Here is a 17701-nt window from a genome sequence, read left to right as displayed (position 1 = left end):
GCCCGGCGCGACGACGACCCGGCGTGGCCGGTGGTCGCAGCCCAACTCGCGGGGCGACCGGCGGCGAGCTGCACGCCGCGGGCGGCGCACGATGCCGCCGCCCTGGCCGCATCCCTCGTCGACGATCGACTCGCCCACGGGCTCGAGCGACTGCGCGACGCCTCGCTCAGGCTCGCGCAGCCCGGCGCCCGCGTGCGGCAGACGCTCCACCCGGCGCATCCCGAGTGCGGGTGCCGAGCTCCTGCAGGAACCGTGACGGCTCCCGTTCGCCTCGGTATCCGCCGCCCTGGCGCGGCCAGCTCAGTTCGAGGCGCAGCCGTGCCCGCGTGATGCCGACGTACAGCAACCGCCGCTCTTCGTCGATCGCCTCGAGCCCCTTCGCATATGCGATCGGGAGCATGCCCTCCGTGAGGCCGACGATGAACACCTCGTTCCACTCCAGGCCCTTGGCCGAGTGCAGGGTCGCGAGCGTCACCGCGGCGACCGTCGGCTCGTGTTGCGCCTCGGCGCGGGCGCGCAGCTCGTCGGCGAAGGTGCGGAACGTGGTACCCGGCGGTGCGTCGTCGACGAGTCGGGCGATCGCATTCAGCGACTCCCAGCGGGCGCGCACCGCGCCGGGGCCGTCGGGAGCCTGCGCGGTCCAGCCGAGGGCGCGCAGCACATCGCTGACCGACTTGAACAGCGGCTCGCCCGCGATCGTGAGTGCGGCCGCGCGCAACGCGTGCACCGCCTCGCGCACCTCGGGCTGGTCGAAGAACCGTGCGGCGCCGCGCACCCTCGACCCGACGCCGACCTCCTCGAGCGCACGCTCGAGGATCGCCGACTGGGAGTTCACTCGCATGAGCACCGCGATCGACTCGGGCGGGATACCCGCATCGATGCGCGCGCGAACGCGAGTCGCGACGCCCCGAGCCTCGGCGAGGTCGTCGGCGTACTCGACGATCGTCGGCTCGGCGGAAGCCGCCGGCGCCGGGGCAACCGCTTCGCCGACGACCGCCTCGAGCCGCAGGGCGCCCGCACGACCGCGCATGAGCCGGTTCGCGACGTCGATGATCGCCGCCGTCGACCGGTAGTTGCGTTCGAGGCGCACGACCGTCGCGCCCTCGAACCGACGCTCGAAGTCGAGCAGGTAATCGGCGCTCGCGCCTGCGAACGAGTAGATCGTCTGGCTCGCGTCGCCCACCACGCACAGATCGCGACGACCACCGAGCCAGAGGTCGAGCAACTGCTGCTGGGCGGGCGAGACGTCCTGGTACTCGTCGACGATGAAGTGCCGATAACTCTCGCGCACATGCATGGCCACGGATGCCTCGGACTCGATCATTCCGGCCGTCGCGAGCAGCACGTCTTCGAAGTCGAGCATTCGCCGCTCGTCTTTCAGCGACTCGTAGGCGTCGACAAGTGCGAGGAACTGCTCCGCCGTGAGATTGCCGGGAACCCCGCGGGCGGCGAGCCGTGCCGTGTACGCGTCGGGCCCGACGCAGGCGACCTTGCGCCACTCGATCTCGGCCGCAACGTCGCGCAGCGTCGCGGCGTCGACTCGCACTCGTGCGCGTTCAGCGGCCTGGCCGAGCAGCCTGCCCTTGTACTCGAGCACCCGCGGCGCACCGCCGCCGACGACGATGGGCCAGAAGTGGTTCAACTGCGCCAGCGCCGCAGCGTGGAACGTGCGCGCCTGCACTCCGCCGGCACCGAGCGCCCGCAGCCGCGCCCGCAGCTCGGCGGCGGCTCGCGACGTGAAGGTGAGCGCCATCACGCGCGCAGGGTCGTAGGCGCCCGACGCCACTCCGTACGCGATGCGGTGCGTGATCGCCCGAGTCTTGCCCGTGCCTGCACCCGCGAGCACGCACACCGGACCGAGCAATGCCTCGGCCGCGACCCGCTGCTCGTCGTCGAGCGCATCGAGCAGCGGGTCGGATGCCTCGGTCACGACGTCGACCATGCGGGCCCGATCCCCTCGGGGTCGAGAGGTCCGCCGTACCAGCGCTCGAGCAACCAACGTGCGATCGAAGTCTCACCCGGCAGGCCGACATCGGCACGCGCGGCAGCGAGCTCGTCACGCGTGAACCAGCGCAGCTCGAGGATCTCCTCGCCATCGGGCACCGCCGATGACGGTGCGACCGACGGCGCTACCCGCGCACTGAAGCCGAGCATGAGACTCGCCGGGAACGGCCACGGCTGGGACGCGACATACTCGACCCGGTCGACCTCGATGCCGGCCTCCTCACCGATCTCGCGGATGACAGCGGCCTCGAGCGTCTCACCGGGCTCGACGAAGCCCGCGAGCAGTGAGAACCGGTGCTGCGCCCAGAGCGCGTTCGAGCCGAGCAGCACCCGGTCGTCGTCGTCGGTCACGAGCACGATCACGGCCGGGTCGGTACGCGGGAAGTGCTGGCTGCCGTCGGCGGTGCAGCGTCGCGCCCAGCCCGCCTGCTCGCTCTCGGTCGCCGCCCCGCATCGCGGACACCGCACGTGCCGCTCATGCCAGTTGGCGAGCGCCAGCGCTTCGGCGAAGAGGCTCGCATCCCGTTCGCTGAGCACCGGCGCCGCGTCGCGGAGGCCCTGCCAGCGTGCATCTTCGGGTTCGATCGTGCTCGCGGCATCCTCGTCGAAGACCCGCAGCTCGAACCTGACGTCTGCCTCACGACCGAGGTAGCAGCGAAGGAGGGGCGCCGGCAACCCTGCAGCGACGGCCAGTTGCAGCGCCGGCGCCGAACCGTCGACCCGTTCGGCGATGAGGGCGCGGCCTCGGTGCACGGCGATGACGCGGGTCTCGGGGTCGGCATCGAGCGACGCCTCGAGTCCTGGATCGGCCCGCGATGCGGCATCCCGGTCGATCGTCGAACGCGCGAAAACCGGCGATGTCGTTTCGGTCACATGCCACCTCTCGATGCCCGGGTCGGAGTCGGAGTCTGCCGGAAGGCGTGGCGGTCGCTCCCAGCCGCGAGAAGCCCGCTTAAGCTGTGTGCCATGGCCAGATCTCCACTCACTCTAGCCGCGTTGGCCACGGCGGCGGTGCCCGGACTCGAGGTGCGCGCGGTTCGATCGCACACCCGGAAGAGCCACGGCGCGTTCGATGCCGTGCTGCTGCGGAGCACCGACGATCGCCTGCTCGTGCTGCGGATTCCGCGATCGCAAGCCGCCGAATCCGAGCAGTCGGCCGATCTCGTCGCACTCCGCGCGCTCACCCACGGCATCCGCTCGCTCATGCCGTTCGGCGTTCCCGAAGTGGTCGGCCAGGCACCGATCGACGGCACCCGTGCGGTCGTCACGAGCTACGTGCCCGGGGCTGCTCGAACCGCCGACGAGCTCACCGAACACGACGGCATCGCCACCTCGGTCGGCCTCGCCCTCGCCGCGGTGCACAACCTGCCGAGCGCGTTCATCGCCGACGCAGGCCTGCCGCGACAGACGGCCGACGAAGCGCATGACGCCGTCGTCGACGTCATCGATCGTGCCGCTGACACCGGCCGCTTGCCCGCCGCCCTTTTGCGACGCTGGGAGGAAGCGACCGACGACGCCTTGCTCTGGCGCTTCCGCCCTACCGTCATCAACGGGGCACTCGCCGCCGACTCGCTGCTCGTCGATGGCGAGACGGTGACCGGCCTCATCGGGTGGTCGGCGCTCGCCCAGGGCGACCCGGCACGCGATATGCACTGGCTGCTCACCTCGCGAGGGGCCTCAGCCGAGCGCGCCCTCGACGACTACTTCGGCACGCGCGATGGCGGCGCCGACGCGCACCTGCCGCAGCGTGCGCTGCTCTACGGCGAGCTGGAGCTCGCGAAGTGGCTGTTGCACGGCGTCGAAGTGCGCGACGACGCCATCATCACCGACGCCGTCGCACTGCTCGACGGGCTCGTCGAGAGCGTTCACGACCGCTCGAGCGAGCCCCTCTCGCCCGAGACCGGCCCGATCCTCACGGTCGGCGACGTCGAGCGGCTCCTCGACGAGACGCCGCGGGAGACGTTGCCGCGCGAGGGTGGGGCGAGTCTCCTGACCGACAGCTATGACTTCTCCGAGCTCGAACGACGCGAGGCCGGTGAGCGCGACACGGCCCCGTTCGACGCCACCGCCCCGATTCCGCTCGATCTTTCCGACTGGGGTGACGCAACGCCCGAGCGTGGGAATGCGGCAGGGACTCAGCGAGACGACGAGGCCGCCGACGGCGCCCGAGCAACGCCGGATGCCGCGACCGACGCCCACGCGCGTCGCAATGCCGCTTCGTCGTAGATCGCATCGGGCCTGATGACCCGGTCGTCTTCGACGAAGTAGAACACGGCGTCGATCTGCGCGGGCTCGATGCCGGCCCAGTTGGCGTACGCGAGTCGGTAGAGCGCGAGCTGCGTCTGCTTCAACTCCAGATCGTGCGCGTCACGCGGCGCCTTGCCCGTCTTCCAGTCGACGACCTGATAGCGGATGCCGCGGCGCCCGAGTTCGCTCGAGGGCGCCACCTCGTACACCGCGTCGAGCTTGCAGACGAAGACGTTGTCACCGATCGGCAGATGCAGCTCGATCTCGACCGCGGACGGTTTGCGGTTGCCCCACTCTGACGCCTCGAATGTCGCCTGCAGCGTGCGCATCCGCTCGGGTGTGGCATCGGTGATGCCCTCGTCGCGGGCCGCATCGAGTTCGGCGAAGGCATCGAGACCGTCGAGCGAGCCGAACGCATCGATCGCCGCAGTCTCGTACTCGCCCATCGAACGCTGCTCGACCCACTGGTGGAACAGCGTGCCGATGCGGGTGGCCCGGAACGGTCGCTGCGGCATCGGCCTGCGCAGCTGCGCGGCGACGGCCGCGGGGTCGTCGACGTAGTCCTTGAACCGGGATGCCGGCACGCGTACGGGCACCTCGGCGTTCGCGGAGCCCTCAGCACGGAGGCGGCGCTCTTCGAGGAGCATCCGGATGCGATCGGCCAGAACCGGGCCGATGCCCTCACCGCTCGGGCGTTCGGCCGCGGCGCGCACCGCGGTCGCCGCCGCGGTGACGGCGTGCCGGCGAGCGCCAAGCGGGTCGAGCGGCCAGCGCACGCGCTCGGTCGACCCCGCCCTGGGGTTCTCATCGGACTCGGGTGCGACGGGAAGCACGCTCGCATCGAGCACACCGGCGGTCACGAGTTCGCGAAGGAAGGGGCTGGGCTTTCGCGGCGCCTTCTGGCCCGCCCACCATGAGCCCGATACGAGGAGGTCGCTTCGCGTGCGGGTGAGTGCGACGTAGGCGAGGCGCCGCTCCTCTTCTGCGTGACGCTCGCGGTTCTCTTCTGCGAACGCGGTGACGGCACGGTCGAAGTCCGCCTGGCTCTGCGAGCCGCGCCACGCCAGCTCGGGCAGTTCATCGGCATCGCCCCTGAACTCGTTGGGCAATTCGCCGAACGCGAGCCACCCTTTCGACGATCGTGGCTTCGACGGCAACTCGTCGTCGACCATGCGCGGTATGGCCACGACATCCCACTCGAGGCCCTTCGATCCGTGGATCGAGAGCACCTGCACGGCGCCAGGCTCGGGTTCGTCTTGCCGGGGCGCGAGCCGGTCGCGCTGCTCTGCTTCGGTGAGCCAACCCAGGAACGCGCCGAGTGTGGGGTGCTCGGAGACCTCCGCGAAACCGGCGAGCAGTTCGTCGAACGCCTCGAGGCTCGGCGCGCCGAGGGGCTGTGCGGCATTGGCTGCGACCTCGATGTCGAGCAGTAGTTCCTGCTGCACGAGGCTGACGAAGTCGATGAGACCGAGCCCTGCGCGGCGTCTCAGCGACTGGAGTTGCGCGCCCGCCCGGCGCATGCGCGCGAGCCCGACGTCGCTGAACCGGGCGAGAGCGGAATGGGAGTCGGGTGCCACGAGCAAGAAGTCGAGGGCGTCCACGATCGACGGCGATTCGTCGGGCGCGATGGAGGCGCGAAGCCCGGCTCGCACATCGTCGCCGAGCTTTCGGGTGGCGAGGTCACGGTCGGCAAGCCACTTCGCAAGCCCGTGCAGCGCGGCGAGATCGGCGGATCCGATGCGCCACCGAGCACCGCCGAGCACTCGCACGAGTTCTGAGCCCGCCGTCGGGTCGTTCAACACCCGGAGCACGCAGACGAGGTCGGCGATCACGGGCTGGTCGAGGAGACCGGCCATGCCGAGCACGTGCACCGGAACCCCTTTCGCCCGCAGCGCCGCCGAGAAGACGCCGACATTGGCGAAGGTGCGGCAGAGCAGGGCGCCGCTGCGGGCGGCTTCGCGCGGGCCGCCGTTCGTGCCGCGCCCGAGGCGCTCGCGGAACCACGCCGCCACGAGTTCGGCCTCGTGCTCGATCGTCTCCGCCCACGCGGCATCCAGTCGCCCCGGCTGCGCGAACGGCGACGCGCCGAGCGGCGCCTTCGGGATGCCTGCATCGAGCGGCTGGATGAGCGTGTTCGCCGCATCGAGCACGACGCGCGGATTGCGCCAGCTCGTGGAGAGGTCGTACACGGCGGCGTCAGCGCCGGCCGCGAAGTCGGGCCCGAAGCGTGCGAGGTTCGCGGCGCTCGCCCCGCGCCATCCGTAGATCGACTGGTCGGGGTCGCCCACCGCCATCACGGGCTGCCCGCCGAACAGCTTGGCAAGCAACCGGGTCTGCACGACGCTCGTGTCTTGGTACTCGTCGAGGAGCACGGTGCGGTACCGCTCGCGATGCCCGGCGACCACCTCTGGGTGCCCCTCGCAGATCGCGAGTGCGAGCGCGACCTGGTCGGAGAACTCGACGAAACCCTTCTGCTGCTTCGCCGCCGAGTACGCATCGGCGAGCTCGAGCAGCGGCGGCAATGCGCCGACGACGCCGAGTGCATCGACGAACGAGGTGAAGTCGGTGCGCTTGCGCGGAGCCTCGATGGGCAGCCCCTGCATCGCGAGGAAGTCGCGGGTCATGGCACGCACGTCGCGGCTGTCGGCGACGTTCTCGGCGAGCGCCCGGCTGAGCGCGAGCACGGCCGCCGTGACCTTGTCGAGCGAGGCGTCGAGTTCGACGAGTCGCGGGTCGGCCGATGCCGCGACCACCGAGCGTGCGAGCTGCCACGCGGATGCCTCGCCGAGCACGGCGGCGTCGGGCTCTCGACCGATGAGCATGGCGTGCTCACGGTAGATCGCGCTCGCGAACGCGTTGTATGTGCCGACCGAGGCGGACTCGAGCGGATCGAGGGACACCTCGGCGATGCCGAGCGAGACGAGTTGCGCGATGCGCTCCCGGATGCGCTCGGCGAGCTCTCCGGCTGCCTTGCGCGTGAAGGTGAGGCCGAGCACCTCGGGCACCGCCACGTGCGAGTTGGCGAGGAGCCAGACCACACGGTTCGCCATCGTCTCGGTCTTGCCGCTGCCCGCGCCGGCCACGACGATGCTCTGCCCCAGCGGATCGGCTTCGATGACCGCGCGCTGCTCGGCCGTGGGCGCATGCAGGCCGAGGCGTGCGGCGATGTCGGCGGCGGCGATCACGCCGAGACCGCCGGCACGAGATGCACCCGGTACTGCCAGCCGCCGAATCGCGAGCGGTAGCCGAGTTCGGCCGGTCCCTCGAACTCGCTGCCCGCCATGATGCGCGCCACTGCGCCGAGCCGCTCGCGGAACGCCACCTCGGCGTCGTCGTCGAACGGTTGCTGCGCTCGTTCGGTGAAGGCCATGCCGCGGGTCGGCTTCGCGAGGTAGACGAGCTTTGCGCCGCCGTGCGTGCCGGCGTCCGGTGCTTCTGGTGTGCCGGCGTCTGGTGTGCCGGCGTCTGGTGTGCCGGCGCCGGGCATGCCAGCTGGCACCTTCCCGGCCCGAGCGGCCAGCTGGTATGCGGCGAGCTGCGGGTGGGCTGCGGTCTCGGCCGCCGAGGGCGGCGTGCGGCCGGTCTTCAGGTCGACGATCACGGTGATGCCGTCGGGTGACGCTTCGACCCGGTCGATGGTGCCCGAGATGCGCACGCGATCGACGATGAGCGTGAACCGGCCCTCGGCGCCCAGCAGCACTTTGCCGTCGGCGGCGAAGTTCGTGAGGTAGTCGGACGCTCCTTCGGCCATGCGCCGCGCACCGCGGCGTTCGCGCTCGGCCACCCAGCCGGCCTCGAAGCGCAACTCGCGCCAGCGCTCCTCGACGGCCGCCCAGAGCGTCTCGACGCTCGTGTCGCCGTCGTCGCGGGCACCGGCCTCTTCGACGACGGCGTGCACGATCGTGCCGATCGAGGCGGCGAGCCCCGATGGCGGGGACGCGACATGGTCGATGAACCAGCCGAGTGGCGACTCTTCGGCGCGATCGATCTGCGATGGCGAAACGGCGACGAGCGCCTCGGGATCGCCGTCGAGATCGACGAGTGGCGCCGTCGTCGAGGGCTCGGCGAGCCCGTACCACTCGTCGGGGTGTGCCCCCGGCACCCCTTGTTCGGCGAGGAGTGCGAGCGCGGCCGACGCTTCACCCGTCGCTGTACTCGTCGCCTCTTCACGCAGCGCGCCGACGAGTCCGCGCAAGTGCAGGGGGCGCCGACGTGCGGCCTTGATCCGTTCGGTCGCGTACCCCATGAGCATCGACGGCTGCTCATCGTCGTTCGCGGTGCAGCTCAACACGAGTTGCCGGTTCGCGCGCGAAGCGGCGAGCACGAACAGCCGCAGTTCGTCGCTGCGCACCGAGACGCGCGCCTCGGCGACCGTCTCGGGCGCCGGAAGCGGAGCCCCGGCGCGCGCGGCAGCGACCACCCGCGGCACGAGCGCTGCATGCAGGAGAGTGCCCCGAGGGCGCAGGTTCGGCCACACGCCGTCTTGCAACCCGGCGATGACGACCACGTCGAACTCCCGGCCGATGACGGCGGGCGGGGTGGTCACGAGCACGGTCTCGGCTGAGCGTTGCGGCGCGAGCGAGTCTTCGGGCAGCTCGCTCGCGAGCACCTCGTCGACGAAGCGCACGGCCGGAGCGTCTGGTTCGCGTTCGACGAAACGCTGGGCCGCGGCGAACAGGGCGACGGCCGCGTCGAGGGACCGGTTGGCCTCTTCTGCCAGCACGCCCGTGCCGGCCGCTTGGGCGCCCCACTCGGTGGGGAGTCCACTGGCCTCCCAGAGCGACCACAGCACCTCTTCGATAGTGCCACCGCGCTGCGCGACGCCGCGAGCGGTCGAGAGGAGCTTGGCCAGGCGTGCAGCCCGTCGGGCCGGCGCCGCGTCGATCGTCTCGAACCCGCCGGGCACTGCGAGCGCTTCGACGAGAAGTTCGTCGGCCGTGCGCGAGCCGTCGACCGCGAGCTCTTCATGCCGCAGTGCGAGCCGCAGTCGGCGAAGGCCGACGCTGTCGAGCCGGCCGAGCGGCCCGGTGAGCACGGTGACCGCGAGTTCGGGCGTGAGCAGCTCGCGATCGAGTACCAGTGAAGCCGCGGCAAGCAGCGCAGCTGCCGCGGGTGCGTCGCGGAGGGCCGTTCGTGCGGCACTCCCGGCCGTGGGAACATCGGCAAGCGCGAGCCCCCGCTCGAAGGCGGGCACGTCGCCGCCGGAGCGCAGCACCACAGCCATCGACGACCACGGTACGCCGTCGAGCAGGTGACGCTCTCGCAGCACGGCCGCGACGGCCTGGCACTCGGCGGCATGCGACGGCGCCTCGATGCCGAGCACTGCGGCGAGCGGGTCGGGCTCGGTCGCCGCGTGACGCTCGGCCGTGCGATGCGTGCCGCCGAGTGCCGTGCCGATGTGCTGGCTCACCGACTGCACGATCGTGCGCAACTCGGGCCGACCCCGGTAGACGACGGGCAGCTCGACGCGATGCACGAGCTCGCCGCCGAGCACCGAGCCGAGTGAGCCGAGCAGCTCGGCGCGCCCGCCGCGGAATCCGTTGGACGCGACGTCAGGGTCGCCGAGCGCGACCACGGCGACGCCGCGGGCAGCGAACGCGCCGAGCAGCGCAGCGGTCGTCTCGGTCGCCTCCTGCGCATCGTCGACCACGACGAGGCGCACCCGTGCGAGTAGCCCGAGTGCCGCCGCGGCGGAGGCGTCCGTCGTGCTGCGCCTCACGATCGCCGCCGCGAACGCCCCGAGCTCTGAGGAGTCGTACTGGGTCGGCCGCAGCTGCGCCTTCACCTCGTCGTACTCGTCGAGGAATCCAGCGGCCGCAACCCAGTCGGGCCGGCCTGCACGTTCGCCGAGCGTCGCGAGTGCGCTGGCGTCGACGCCGTGTTCGACGGCCCGCATGAGCAGGTCGCGCAGCTCCGAACGGAAGCCTCGGAGCACCCGCACGTCGGGAGTCAGCGGGTCGGGCCACTCGGGCCCGAAGCCGTCTCGGATGCCGCCGTCGATGAGCTCGCCGATGATCTGGTCGTGCTCGGCGCCCGTGAGGAGTGTGACGGATGCGCCGGTGAACGCCCGCACCAACTGGAAGGCGATGGAGTTCGCCGTGCGGGCGAGCGGACCTCTCGTCGTCGTGCCGAGACGCACCGCGAGCCGGTCGCGGAGCGACGTCGCGGCGGCACGCGTCGCCGAGATCACGAGTACCTCGTCGGTGGCGTACCCGAGCCGCTCGACGCGGTCGGCGACGAGCTCGATCGCGAACGTCGTCTTTCCGCTGCCGGGAGCCCCGAACACCGCTGCATGCTCGCCCTCGGCGAGCCTCGGGAGTAGTGCTGCGGATGTCGCGGTGGCCTGCATGTTGGCAAGGTTAACGGGTTCCGCCGACAGTGAACGGGTACGGGCCCGGCCAGCCGGTGTCGTAGTGTTTGAGCAACAGGAGAAAGGCGCACAGTGGACGTTCGCATCGGTATTCAGAACTCCCCCCGTGAACTCGGTTTCGAGACCTCGCAATCATCGGCCGAGGTCGAGCAGGCGGTCGCCGCCGCTCTCGCGGGTCAGTCGGCGCTGCTGAAGCTCACCGACGACAAGGGCACGCTCTACGTGGTTCCGGCGGCGGCACTCGCCTACGTCGAGATCGGTTCAGAAGAGTCGCGTCGCGTCGGGTTCGTCGCCTGACATGGAACTCATCTTCGTCGTCGTGGGCGGTGCCATCCTCGGTCTGGCTGCACAGTTCGTGCTGCCGCTGCGGCACCTCCGCGGCGTCGCAGTGGGCCCCGCGATCGGAGCGGCGGTCGCCGCGGTCGTATGGGTGGCTCTGACCTGGCTGGGCTGGGCGTGGGACGGCGGCTGGATCTGGGTCGTCTCGCTCGTCGCGGCCGGTCTCGTGCCCGCGGCGTTCCTGTACCTCATCTCCCCGCGACGTGAGCGAGCGGATGCCGCGCTCTTCGAGCGTCTCTCCCGCCCGGGCGTCGTGCGCGCCTGACGCGCAGCGCAGTCGAACGGGCTCAGGCCGTCAGGCCGAGCGCGTCCATGCGACGCGTATGCGCAGCGATCAGTTCGGTGAAGACCGGTTCGACATCTGAACCGCGAGCCGCCGAGTCCGTCGCGCGAAGCGCGGAGCGGGCGATCAGCAGGGTGTCGCCGACGAGGCTCCGACCCCAGAGCGCCAAGCGATCGGCCAACCCGGGTTCGGCCTCGATCGCGACGCGAAGCTCTTCGTGCAGCACTGCGCCCGAAACCTCCTCGGCGAGGATCGCGCGCGCTCGCGAAGCGAGGTCTGCCGGAAGACCCTCGGCCAGTCGCGAGAAGTAGTCGTCGAGCATTCCCGACGTGACGTGGATGCCGAGCAGCAGCTCGTACCAGTCGGCCCCTGCGCTCGCCTGGCGGAACCGGTCGGCCGCGGGCGCGAACGGCGCCATCACGTCGTCGGGCTCCACGTCGAGTCGACGGATCTCGGCGATGAGCGCGTGATGCTTGCGCAACGCGATGCCCGCCGCGCGACTGAGTCCCTCTTTCGACGGCAGGGTCGGCGCCGTGGCCACCGATCTCGCGAGACTCTCGAAGAACTCGAGCTGAATGTATGCGGCCTGGCCGAGGAACGGCACGGGCTCGGGCACGAGTTCGGTGAAATCGACTCGTGTGAGATCGGTCGGCGCGACCCGCGGGCGCAGCCGCGGCAGTTCAGGGCGCGGGATGCGCCGCTTCGACCAGAGGACCACGCAGACAGCCTATCCGAGGCACTCAGACAGTCTCGGATCCAGAAGACCACGCAGACAGCCCGCGCTCACAACCCATCCGAGGCACTCAGACAGTCTCGGATAGGGTAGAAGGTGCATGCGGGCGATGGATCCGCTAGCCGTGCGCCTGGGGTTGAGAACAGGGCGCATCTCCGACCGCCACCTCGAGCAACACGAACAGGCAGACTTTTGACCACTTTCACCGACCTCGGCGTCGCGTCCGATATCGTCGACGCCCTCGCCGGGAAGGGCATCATCGATGCCTTCCCCATCCAGGAACAGACCATCCCCCTCGCCCTCGCCGGTCAAGACATCATCGGCCAGGCCAAGACCGGCACGGGCAAGACCTTCGGGTTCGGCCTGCCGATAATCCAGCGCCTTGGCGACAACCCCGAGGGCGGCGTTCAAGCGCTCGTCGTCGTGCCGACCCGCGAGCTGTGCGTGCAGGTCACCGAAGACCTCGAGCTCGCGACATCCAACCGCCCGACGAAGATCGTGTCGATCTACGGCGGCAAGGCGTACGAAGGTCAGATCGAACAGCTCAAAGCCGGCGCGCAGATCGTCGTGGGCACCCCCGGGCGTCTGCTCGACCTCGCCTCGCAGCGCCTGCTCTCGCTCAAGAACGTCAGCGAACTCGTGCTCGACGAGGCCGACAAGATGCTCGACCTCGGCTTCCTCGCGGACATCGAGAAGCTCGTCGCCCAGACACCGCCGACCCGGCACACGATGTTGTTCTCCGCCACGATGCCCGGCCCGATCGTCGCGCTCGCGCGCCGGTTCATGACCCGCCCGATCCACATCCGGGCGACCGATCCCGATGAGGGCCTCACCCAGGCGAACATCAAGCACCTCGTCTACCGCGCGCACTCGCTCGACAAAGACGAGGTGATCGCCCGCATCCTCCAGTCCGAGGGCCGCGGCAAGACGATCATCTTCACACGCACGAAGCGTGCAGCGGCCAAGCTCGTCGAAGAGTTGAACGACCGCGGCTTCAACGCCGCCGCCGTGCACGGCGACCTGAACCAAGACCAGCGAGAGCGTGCGATGGCCGCGTTCAAGGCCGGCAAGAAAGACGTACTCATCGCCACGGATGTCGCGGCTCGAGGCATCGACGTCGACGACGTGACGCACGTCATCAACCACACCATCCCCGACGACGACAAGGCGTACCTGCACCGCGTGGGCCGCACCGGCCGAGCAGGCAAGACCGGCATCGCCGTGACCTTCGTCGACTGGGACGACCTGCACAAGTGGGCGCTCATCAACCGCGCCCTCGAGTTCGGCCAGCCCGAGCCCACCGAGACCTACTCGTCGAGCCCGCACCTCTTCCACGACCTCGACATCCCGGCCGGCACCAAGGGTCGATTGAAGCCCGCCTCCGCGGTTGCCGCACCGACCCGCTCGGCAACGGCCGGTCGCAGCGAGGGTCGCTCCGGTGGTCGATCCGAGGGTCGCTCAGAGCGATCCGATGCCGCGGCAGAGACTGCGCCCCGCAACCGCACCCGCAGTCGCACTCGCGGCGGCAAGCCCGCCGGCGACGCCACCGCGACGACCGAGTCCGCGGCCGCTGCGCCCGAGGCCTCCTCGGCCGACGTTGCCGTCAAGGAGCCCGGCACGGGCACCCACGACGGCAAGGGTCACGAGCACCACGACGGCAACGCGGCTCCGCAGCGTCGTCGCCGTCGGCGCGCACCTCGCACGGGCGGCACTGCTCCGCAGGCGTAGGCAGCAACTCTACGATTCAGCGCCCGCTCGGCTTCGTCCGGGGTCACGGGGTCTGACTCGGTTCCAAGACCAACCGAAGAGCGGATGCCACGCGGCATCCGCTCTTCGCGGTCTGCGGCGCGCCCGTCGCCGTCGGTCCATCGATGCTCGTCCTTCCGAGGTCGGGGATGGGCGAACATCGATGGACCGACCGGCACAAGCGACCGGGTGGACCCGGGCCGACCGATCTGATCGTCTCGGATCGTGGCGGGTCGTGGTCACGGCGCTACGGCAGCACCGGCGCCGAACCGCGCCCCTCGGCGATGATCTCATCGACGACATCGGGGGCCGTGCGGCACTCGCCGAGCCGGTTTGGCTTGCCGGTGCCGTGGTAGTCGCTGGAGCCCGTCACCCGGAGCCCGAACCGCTTGGCGAGTTCGCGCAGCCGGGGCTTCGCGTCGTCGCGATTCTCGGGGTGGTCGATCTCGAGCCCGAAGAGGCCGGCCTCGACGAGCTGCTCGAGCCGCGCGGGCGGGATCACCCGCTCAGCGCCGCGCGTGCCGGGGTGTGCGAGCACGGGCACGCCGCCGGCGGCGCGGATGAGGCGAACCGCGGTCAGCGGATCGGGCGCGTAGTGCGGCTGGGCGTAGCCCGCGCGCGGATGCAGGATGCCGTCGAACGCCGCGGAGCGGGTGGCGACGTGGCCTCGGGCGACGAGTGCGTCGGCGATGTGCGGACGGCCGATCGTCGTGCCCTCGACTGTCTGCGCGAGCACGTCGTCCCAGGTGAGGGCGTAGTCACGCCCGATGCTGCGAACGATCGCTTCGGCGCGCGTCATGCGCGACTCCCGGATGCGCGCTGTCTCGGCCAGCAGAGCCTCGTCGAACGGATCGATGAGGTAGGCGAGCATGTGCACGCTCGTGTAGCCCTCGCGGGTCGAGAGCTCCATGCCGGGGATGAACGCGACGCCCGTCTCGGACACGGCGGCCGCCGCTTCTGCCCAGCCGCTGGACGAATCGTGGTCGGTCAGTGCGATGCCCCAGAGGCCGGCGCGAGCCGCCTGCCGCATGAGCACGGCGGGGGCTTCGGTGCCGTCGGAGACCGTCGAGTGCGTGTGCAGGTCGGCTTCGCCCGCGACGACGACGGTGGCTTCTGGCATCCTGCCATGCTATCCGTGGCCCGTCGGTGACCGGTCTCACCGGGGACTCCCAGCCGATCGGCAGCGCGTTGCCCGGCGCCGAGCATGCGCGCTCGCCTAGGGTGGATGGAATGCTCCCCCGCATCCTCGGCTGGGCCATCGTGCTCGGCACCGCCGTCGTGGCGCTCATCCTCCTCTGGCCGCAGGGCTTCGGCCTGCAGAACCAGTGGGTGGCGACGCACGTCGTCGCACTTCGCGGCACGGCTGCCGCTGGTGGAGTCGTCGCACTGGTCGTGTTCCTGCTGCTCGCGCTCGCGCGGCCGATTCGAGTCTTCGCGTTCGCCATGGCTACGGTGTTCGCGCTCTTCGCCGTGGGCAATGTCGCGGTGCTGGTCTCGCGCGGCTTCGGCGGTTCGAGCACCGAGTCCGGCCCAGACACGGTGACGGTGCTCTCGTGGAACACACTCGGCGAGGTGCTCGAAGCGTCGACGATCGCCGATCTCGCGATCGAGCGCGGCGCCGATATCGTCGTGCTGCCCGAGACGACCGACCCGCTCGGCGAAGAGGTGGCGATCGAGATGCGCGAGGGAGGCAGCCCGATGTGGGTGCACACGCTCGCGTACGACGACGTCGCGAAGGCGCGCTCGACGACCATCCTGATCAGCCCCGACCTCGGCGACTACGAGGTCGTCTCGGCGGATGTTCCCGGCCCGCCCGGCAACACGAACACCCTGCCGAGCGTCGTCGCCGACCCGGTGAGCGGCGACGGACCCCGCATCGTCGCCGTTCACGCCGTCGCGCCGATCCGATGGGAACTGCGCAACTGGCGCAGCGACCTCGACTGGCTCGCCGAGCAGTGCGCCGGCGAGAACGTCATCATGGCGGGCGACTTCAACGCCACAGTCGATCACTTCGCCGGTCACGGTATCGACGGCGGCGACATGGGCCGGTGCTCGGATGCCGCGGTCGAGGCCGGCGCAGCGGGCCTCGGCACTTGGCCAACCGACGTGCCGCCGTTCTTCGGCAGCCCGATCGACCACGTGATGGCGACCCCGAACTGGAGTGTCGAGGCGTTCGAGGTGCTCGACGGCTACGACGACGCGGGCAGCGATCACCGGCCGATCGTCTCGACGCTCGTCGCTCGCTGAGATCGTCGCTCGCTGAGCCTGCCGCTCGCTGAGCCTGTCGAAGCGCTGGGCACCCTTCGACAAGCTCAGGGAACAGGGCTCGCGAAGTGCGAGAATGGTCGGCATGGCGAACACCAGCGACACCTCCACGACTGAGACGGCGACTCCCGCCACGACCGCGAACGACGAGACGGTGCGCGATGCGAACCGCTCGACGACGCCCGGCTCAGAGGGCTTCAAGAACTTCATCGGCAGCGGCTGGGCCGAGCGCGACGAGACGCTGCCGCCGGCGCGTGAGCAGGCGGTCTTCGCCGCCGCACGCCGAGCGAAGGTCTCGGCGGCATTCACCGGCCAGCGCCTGATCGTTCCCGCCGGCGACATGAAGCAGCGGGCCAACGACACCGACTACCCGTTCCGGGCGCACTCCGCGTTCGCTCACCTCACCGGGTGGGGCTCCGACTCCGAGCCCGGCGCGGTGCTCGTCTTCGAGCCTACGGCCGACGGGCACGAGACGACCGTGTACTTCCGAGAGCGCGCAGGGCGCGACTCCGAGGAGTTCTACGCGAACCCCGCGATCGGCGAGTTCTGGATCGGCGCGCGTCCCTCGCTTGCGCACGTCGCCGCCGATTTGGCCGTCGCGACGCGTGCGCTCGAGGCGTTCGACCGGGTGATCGACTCCGTCGACACGGCGACCCTCGTGCTGCGCGAGGCCGACGCATCCGTCACCGAGCGTGTCGACCACGCACGCATCCGGTTCGCCGCCGAGCAGGCGCTGTCGACGAACGCGACCGACGCCCCGTTCTCGCTCGAGGTTGGCGGCGAGCACGAGCCCGACGCCGAGCTCGCTCGGATGCTCTCAGAGCTGCGGCTCGTGAAAGACGAGTTCGAGGTCGCCGAGATGCGCGCCGCGATCGATGCGACGCAGCGCGGCTTCACCGAGGTGCTCGAGGAACTGCCCCGCATCACGGCGGAGGTGCGCGGCGAGCGCGTCATCGAGGGCGTGTTCGCCACCCGCGCCCGACTCGACGGCAATGACGTCGGCTATAGCTCGATCGCCGCTGCCGGCCCGCACGCGACCGTGCTGCACTGGACCCGCAACGACGGCCCGGTGGTGCCCGGTGACCTCGTGCTCCTTGACGCCGGCGTCGAGATGGACAGTTACTACACCGCCGACATCACCCGCACCTTCCCCGTGAACGGCACGTTCTCGGTTGTGCAGCGTCAGGTCTACGAAGCGGTGCGCGAGGCCGCCGATGCAGCGTTCGCGGTCGTGAAGCCGGGTGCGATCTTCCGCGAAGTGCACGCCGCCGCGATGCAGGTCATCGCCCGCAAGACCGCCGAATGGGGGTTCCTGCCGGTATCGGCTGAAGAGTCGCTCGAGCCCGAGAACCAGTTCCACCGCCGGTACATGGTGCACGGCACGAGCCACCACCTCGGTCTCGACGTGCACGATTGCGCGCAGGCACGGCGCGACATGTACATGGACGGCGTGCTCGAGCCCGGCATGGTGTTCACGATCGAGCCGGGTCTCTACTTCCAGCCCGACGACCTCACCGTGCCCGCGGAGTTCCGCGGCATCGGCGTGCGCATCGAAGACGACATCCTCGTCACCGAGGGCGGCGCCGAGAACCTCTCATCGGCCATCCCCCGCACGGCCGACGAGGTCGAGGCCTGGGTGCGCGGCACGCTCGTCTGACCGACCGAACGACTGCACCGCGGGCGTACGCGAAAGTGCCGTCCACGCCTCGGGAGT

The 17701-nt window shown here is 70.5% G+C and carries 12 protein-coding genes; 6 read left to right on the top strand and 6 right to left on the bottom strand.

Features of this window, described 5'->3' with window-relative positions; all coding sequences use genetic code 11:
- Nucleotides 1-166 precede the first annotated feature (166 nt).
- Both AC1C2T_RS12910 and nudC read right to left on the bottom strand, forming a co-directional pair.
- Nucleotides 167-1942, bottom strand: a complete 1776-nt coding sequence (locus AC1C2T_RS12910; protein WP_495360593.1) for an ATP-dependent helicase — start codon at nucleotides 1940-1942, stop codon at nucleotides 167-169.
- On the bottom strand, nucleotides 1927-2877 hold the full coding sequence (gene nudC, locus AC1C2T_RS12905) for an NAD(+) diphosphatase (protein WP_495360594.1): 951 nt from the start codon (nucleotides 2875-2877) through the stop codon (nucleotides 1927-1929). Before nudC ends, AC1C2T_RS12910 begins: the two co-directional genes overlap by 16 nt.
- A 93-nt stretch (nucleotides 2878-2970) precedes the next feature.
- Here nudC and AC1C2T_RS12900 point away from each other — a divergent pair, with 93 nt between their 5' ends.
- Nucleotides 2971-4230 (top strand): phosphotransferase, encoded by a 1260-nt coding sequence (locus tag AC1C2T_RS12900; protein WP_495385576.1) that lies wholly within the window; start codon nucleotides 2971-2973, stop codon nucleotides 4228-4230.
- Here the strand turns inward: AC1C2T_RS12900 and AC1C2T_RS12895 are convergent.
- Both AC1C2T_RS12895 and AC1C2T_RS12890 read right to left on the bottom strand, forming a co-directional pair.
- Entirely contained in the window at nucleotides 4140-7436 is a 3297-nt protein-coding gene (locus tag AC1C2T_RS12895; protein WP_495360596.1) for an ATP-dependent helicase, read from the bottom strand. The genes AC1C2T_RS12900 and AC1C2T_RS12895 overlap by 91 nt on opposite strands.
- Entirely contained in the window at nucleotides 7433-10600 is a 3168-nt protein-coding gene (locus tag AC1C2T_RS12890) for a PD-(D/E)XK nuclease family protein (RefSeq protein ID WP_495385575.1), read from the bottom strand. The genes AC1C2T_RS12895 and AC1C2T_RS12890 overlap by 4 nt, the downstream gene beginning before the upstream one ends.
- Nucleotides 10601-10693: 93 nt before the next feature.
- Between AC1C2T_RS12890 and AC1C2T_RS12885 the strand changes: the two genes are divergently transcribed.
- Complete coding sequence (locus AC1C2T_RS12885; protein WP_495353491.1) at nucleotides 10694-10918, top strand: DUF3107 domain-containing protein; 225 nt, start codon at nucleotides 10694-10696, stop codon at nucleotides 10916-10918.
- A 1-nt stretch (nucleotide 10919) separates the two neighbouring features.
- Nucleotides 10920-11225 carry a hypothetical protein gene (locus AC1C2T_RS12880; RefSeq protein ID WP_495360598.1) on the top strand — a complete coding sequence of 102 codons (306 nt, stop codon included), beginning with the start codon at nucleotides 10920-10922 and terminating at the stop codon, nucleotides 11223-11225.
- A 22-nt stretch (nucleotides 11226-11247) separates the two neighbouring features.
- On the opposite strand, the gene AC1C2T_RS12875 is transcribed toward AC1C2T_RS12880, so the two are convergent.
- Nucleotides 11248-11961: a ferritin-like fold-containing protein gene (locus AC1C2T_RS12875; protein WP_495360599.1), complete on the bottom strand. Its 714-nt coding sequence runs from the start codon at nucleotides 11959-11961 to the stop codon at nucleotides 11248-11250.
- 207 nt (nucleotides 11962-12168) lie between these two features.
- On the opposite strand from AC1C2T_RS12875, the gene AC1C2T_RS12870 reads away from it, so the two are divergent.
- Nucleotides 12169-13704: a DEAD/DEAH box helicase gene (locus tag AC1C2T_RS12870; protein WP_495360600.1), complete on the top strand. Its 1536-nt coding sequence runs from the start codon at nucleotides 12169-12171 to the stop codon at nucleotides 13702-13704.
- Nucleotides 13705-13969: 265 nt separating this feature from the next.
- Here AC1C2T_RS12870 and AC1C2T_RS12865 read toward each other — a convergent pair whose 3' ends face one another.
- Nucleotides 13970-14842, bottom strand: a complete 873-nt coding sequence (locus tag AC1C2T_RS12865; RefSeq protein ID WP_495385574.1) for a PHP domain-containing protein — start codon at nucleotides 14840-14842, stop codon at nucleotides 13970-13972.
- A 110-nt stretch (nucleotides 14843-14952) separates the two neighbouring features.
- Between AC1C2T_RS12865 and AC1C2T_RS12860 the strand changes: the two genes are divergently transcribed.
- Entirely contained in the window at nucleotides 14953-15969 is a 1017-nt protein-coding gene (locus tag AC1C2T_RS12860; protein WP_495385573.1) for an endonuclease/exonuclease/phosphatase family protein, read from the top strand.
- A gap of 103 nt (nucleotides 15970-16072) precedes the next feature.
- Nucleotides 16073-17644 carry an aminopeptidase P family protein gene (locus tag AC1C2T_RS12855; RefSeq protein ID WP_495385572.1) on the top strand — a complete coding sequence of 524 codons (1572 nt, stop codon included), beginning with the start codon at nucleotides 16073-16075 and terminating at the stop codon, nucleotides 17642-17644.
- Nucleotides 17645-17701 lie beyond the last annotated feature (57 nt).

This window comes from Agromyces sp. Y558, from assembly GCF_059445415.1.
This window is presented reverse-complemented; position numbering and strand designations above follow the sequence as displayed.

Coding starts and splice junctions, on each gene's coding strand:
- AC1C2T_RS12910 (WP_495360593.1), bottom strand. CDS start 1,942: ATGGTCGACGTCGTGACCGAGGCATCCGACCCGCTGCTCGATGCGCTC.
- AC1C2T_RS12900 (WP_495385576.1), top strand. CDS start 2,971: ATGGCCAGATCTCCACTCACTCTAGCCGCGTTGGCCACGGCGGCGGTG.
- AC1C2T_RS12890 (WP_495385575.1), bottom strand. CDS start 10,600: ATGCAGGCCACCGCGACATCCGCAGCACTACTCCCGAGGCTCGCCGAG.
- AC1C2T_RS12880 (WP_495360598.1), top strand. CDS start 10,920: ATGGAACTCATCTTCGTCGTCGTGGGCGGTGCCATCCTCGGTCTGGCT.
- AC1C2T_RS12865 (WP_495385574.1), bottom strand. CDS start 14,842: ATGCCAGAAGCCACCGTCGTCGTCGCGGGCGAAGCCGACCTGCACACG.
- AC1C2T_RS12860 (WP_495385573.1), top strand. CDS start 14,953: ATGCTCCCCCGCATCCTCGGCTGGGCCATCGTGCTCGGCACCGCCGTC.
- AC1C2T_RS12855 (WP_495385572.1), top strand. CDS start 16,073: ATGGCGAACACCAGCGACACCTCCACGACTGAGACGGCGACTCCCGCC.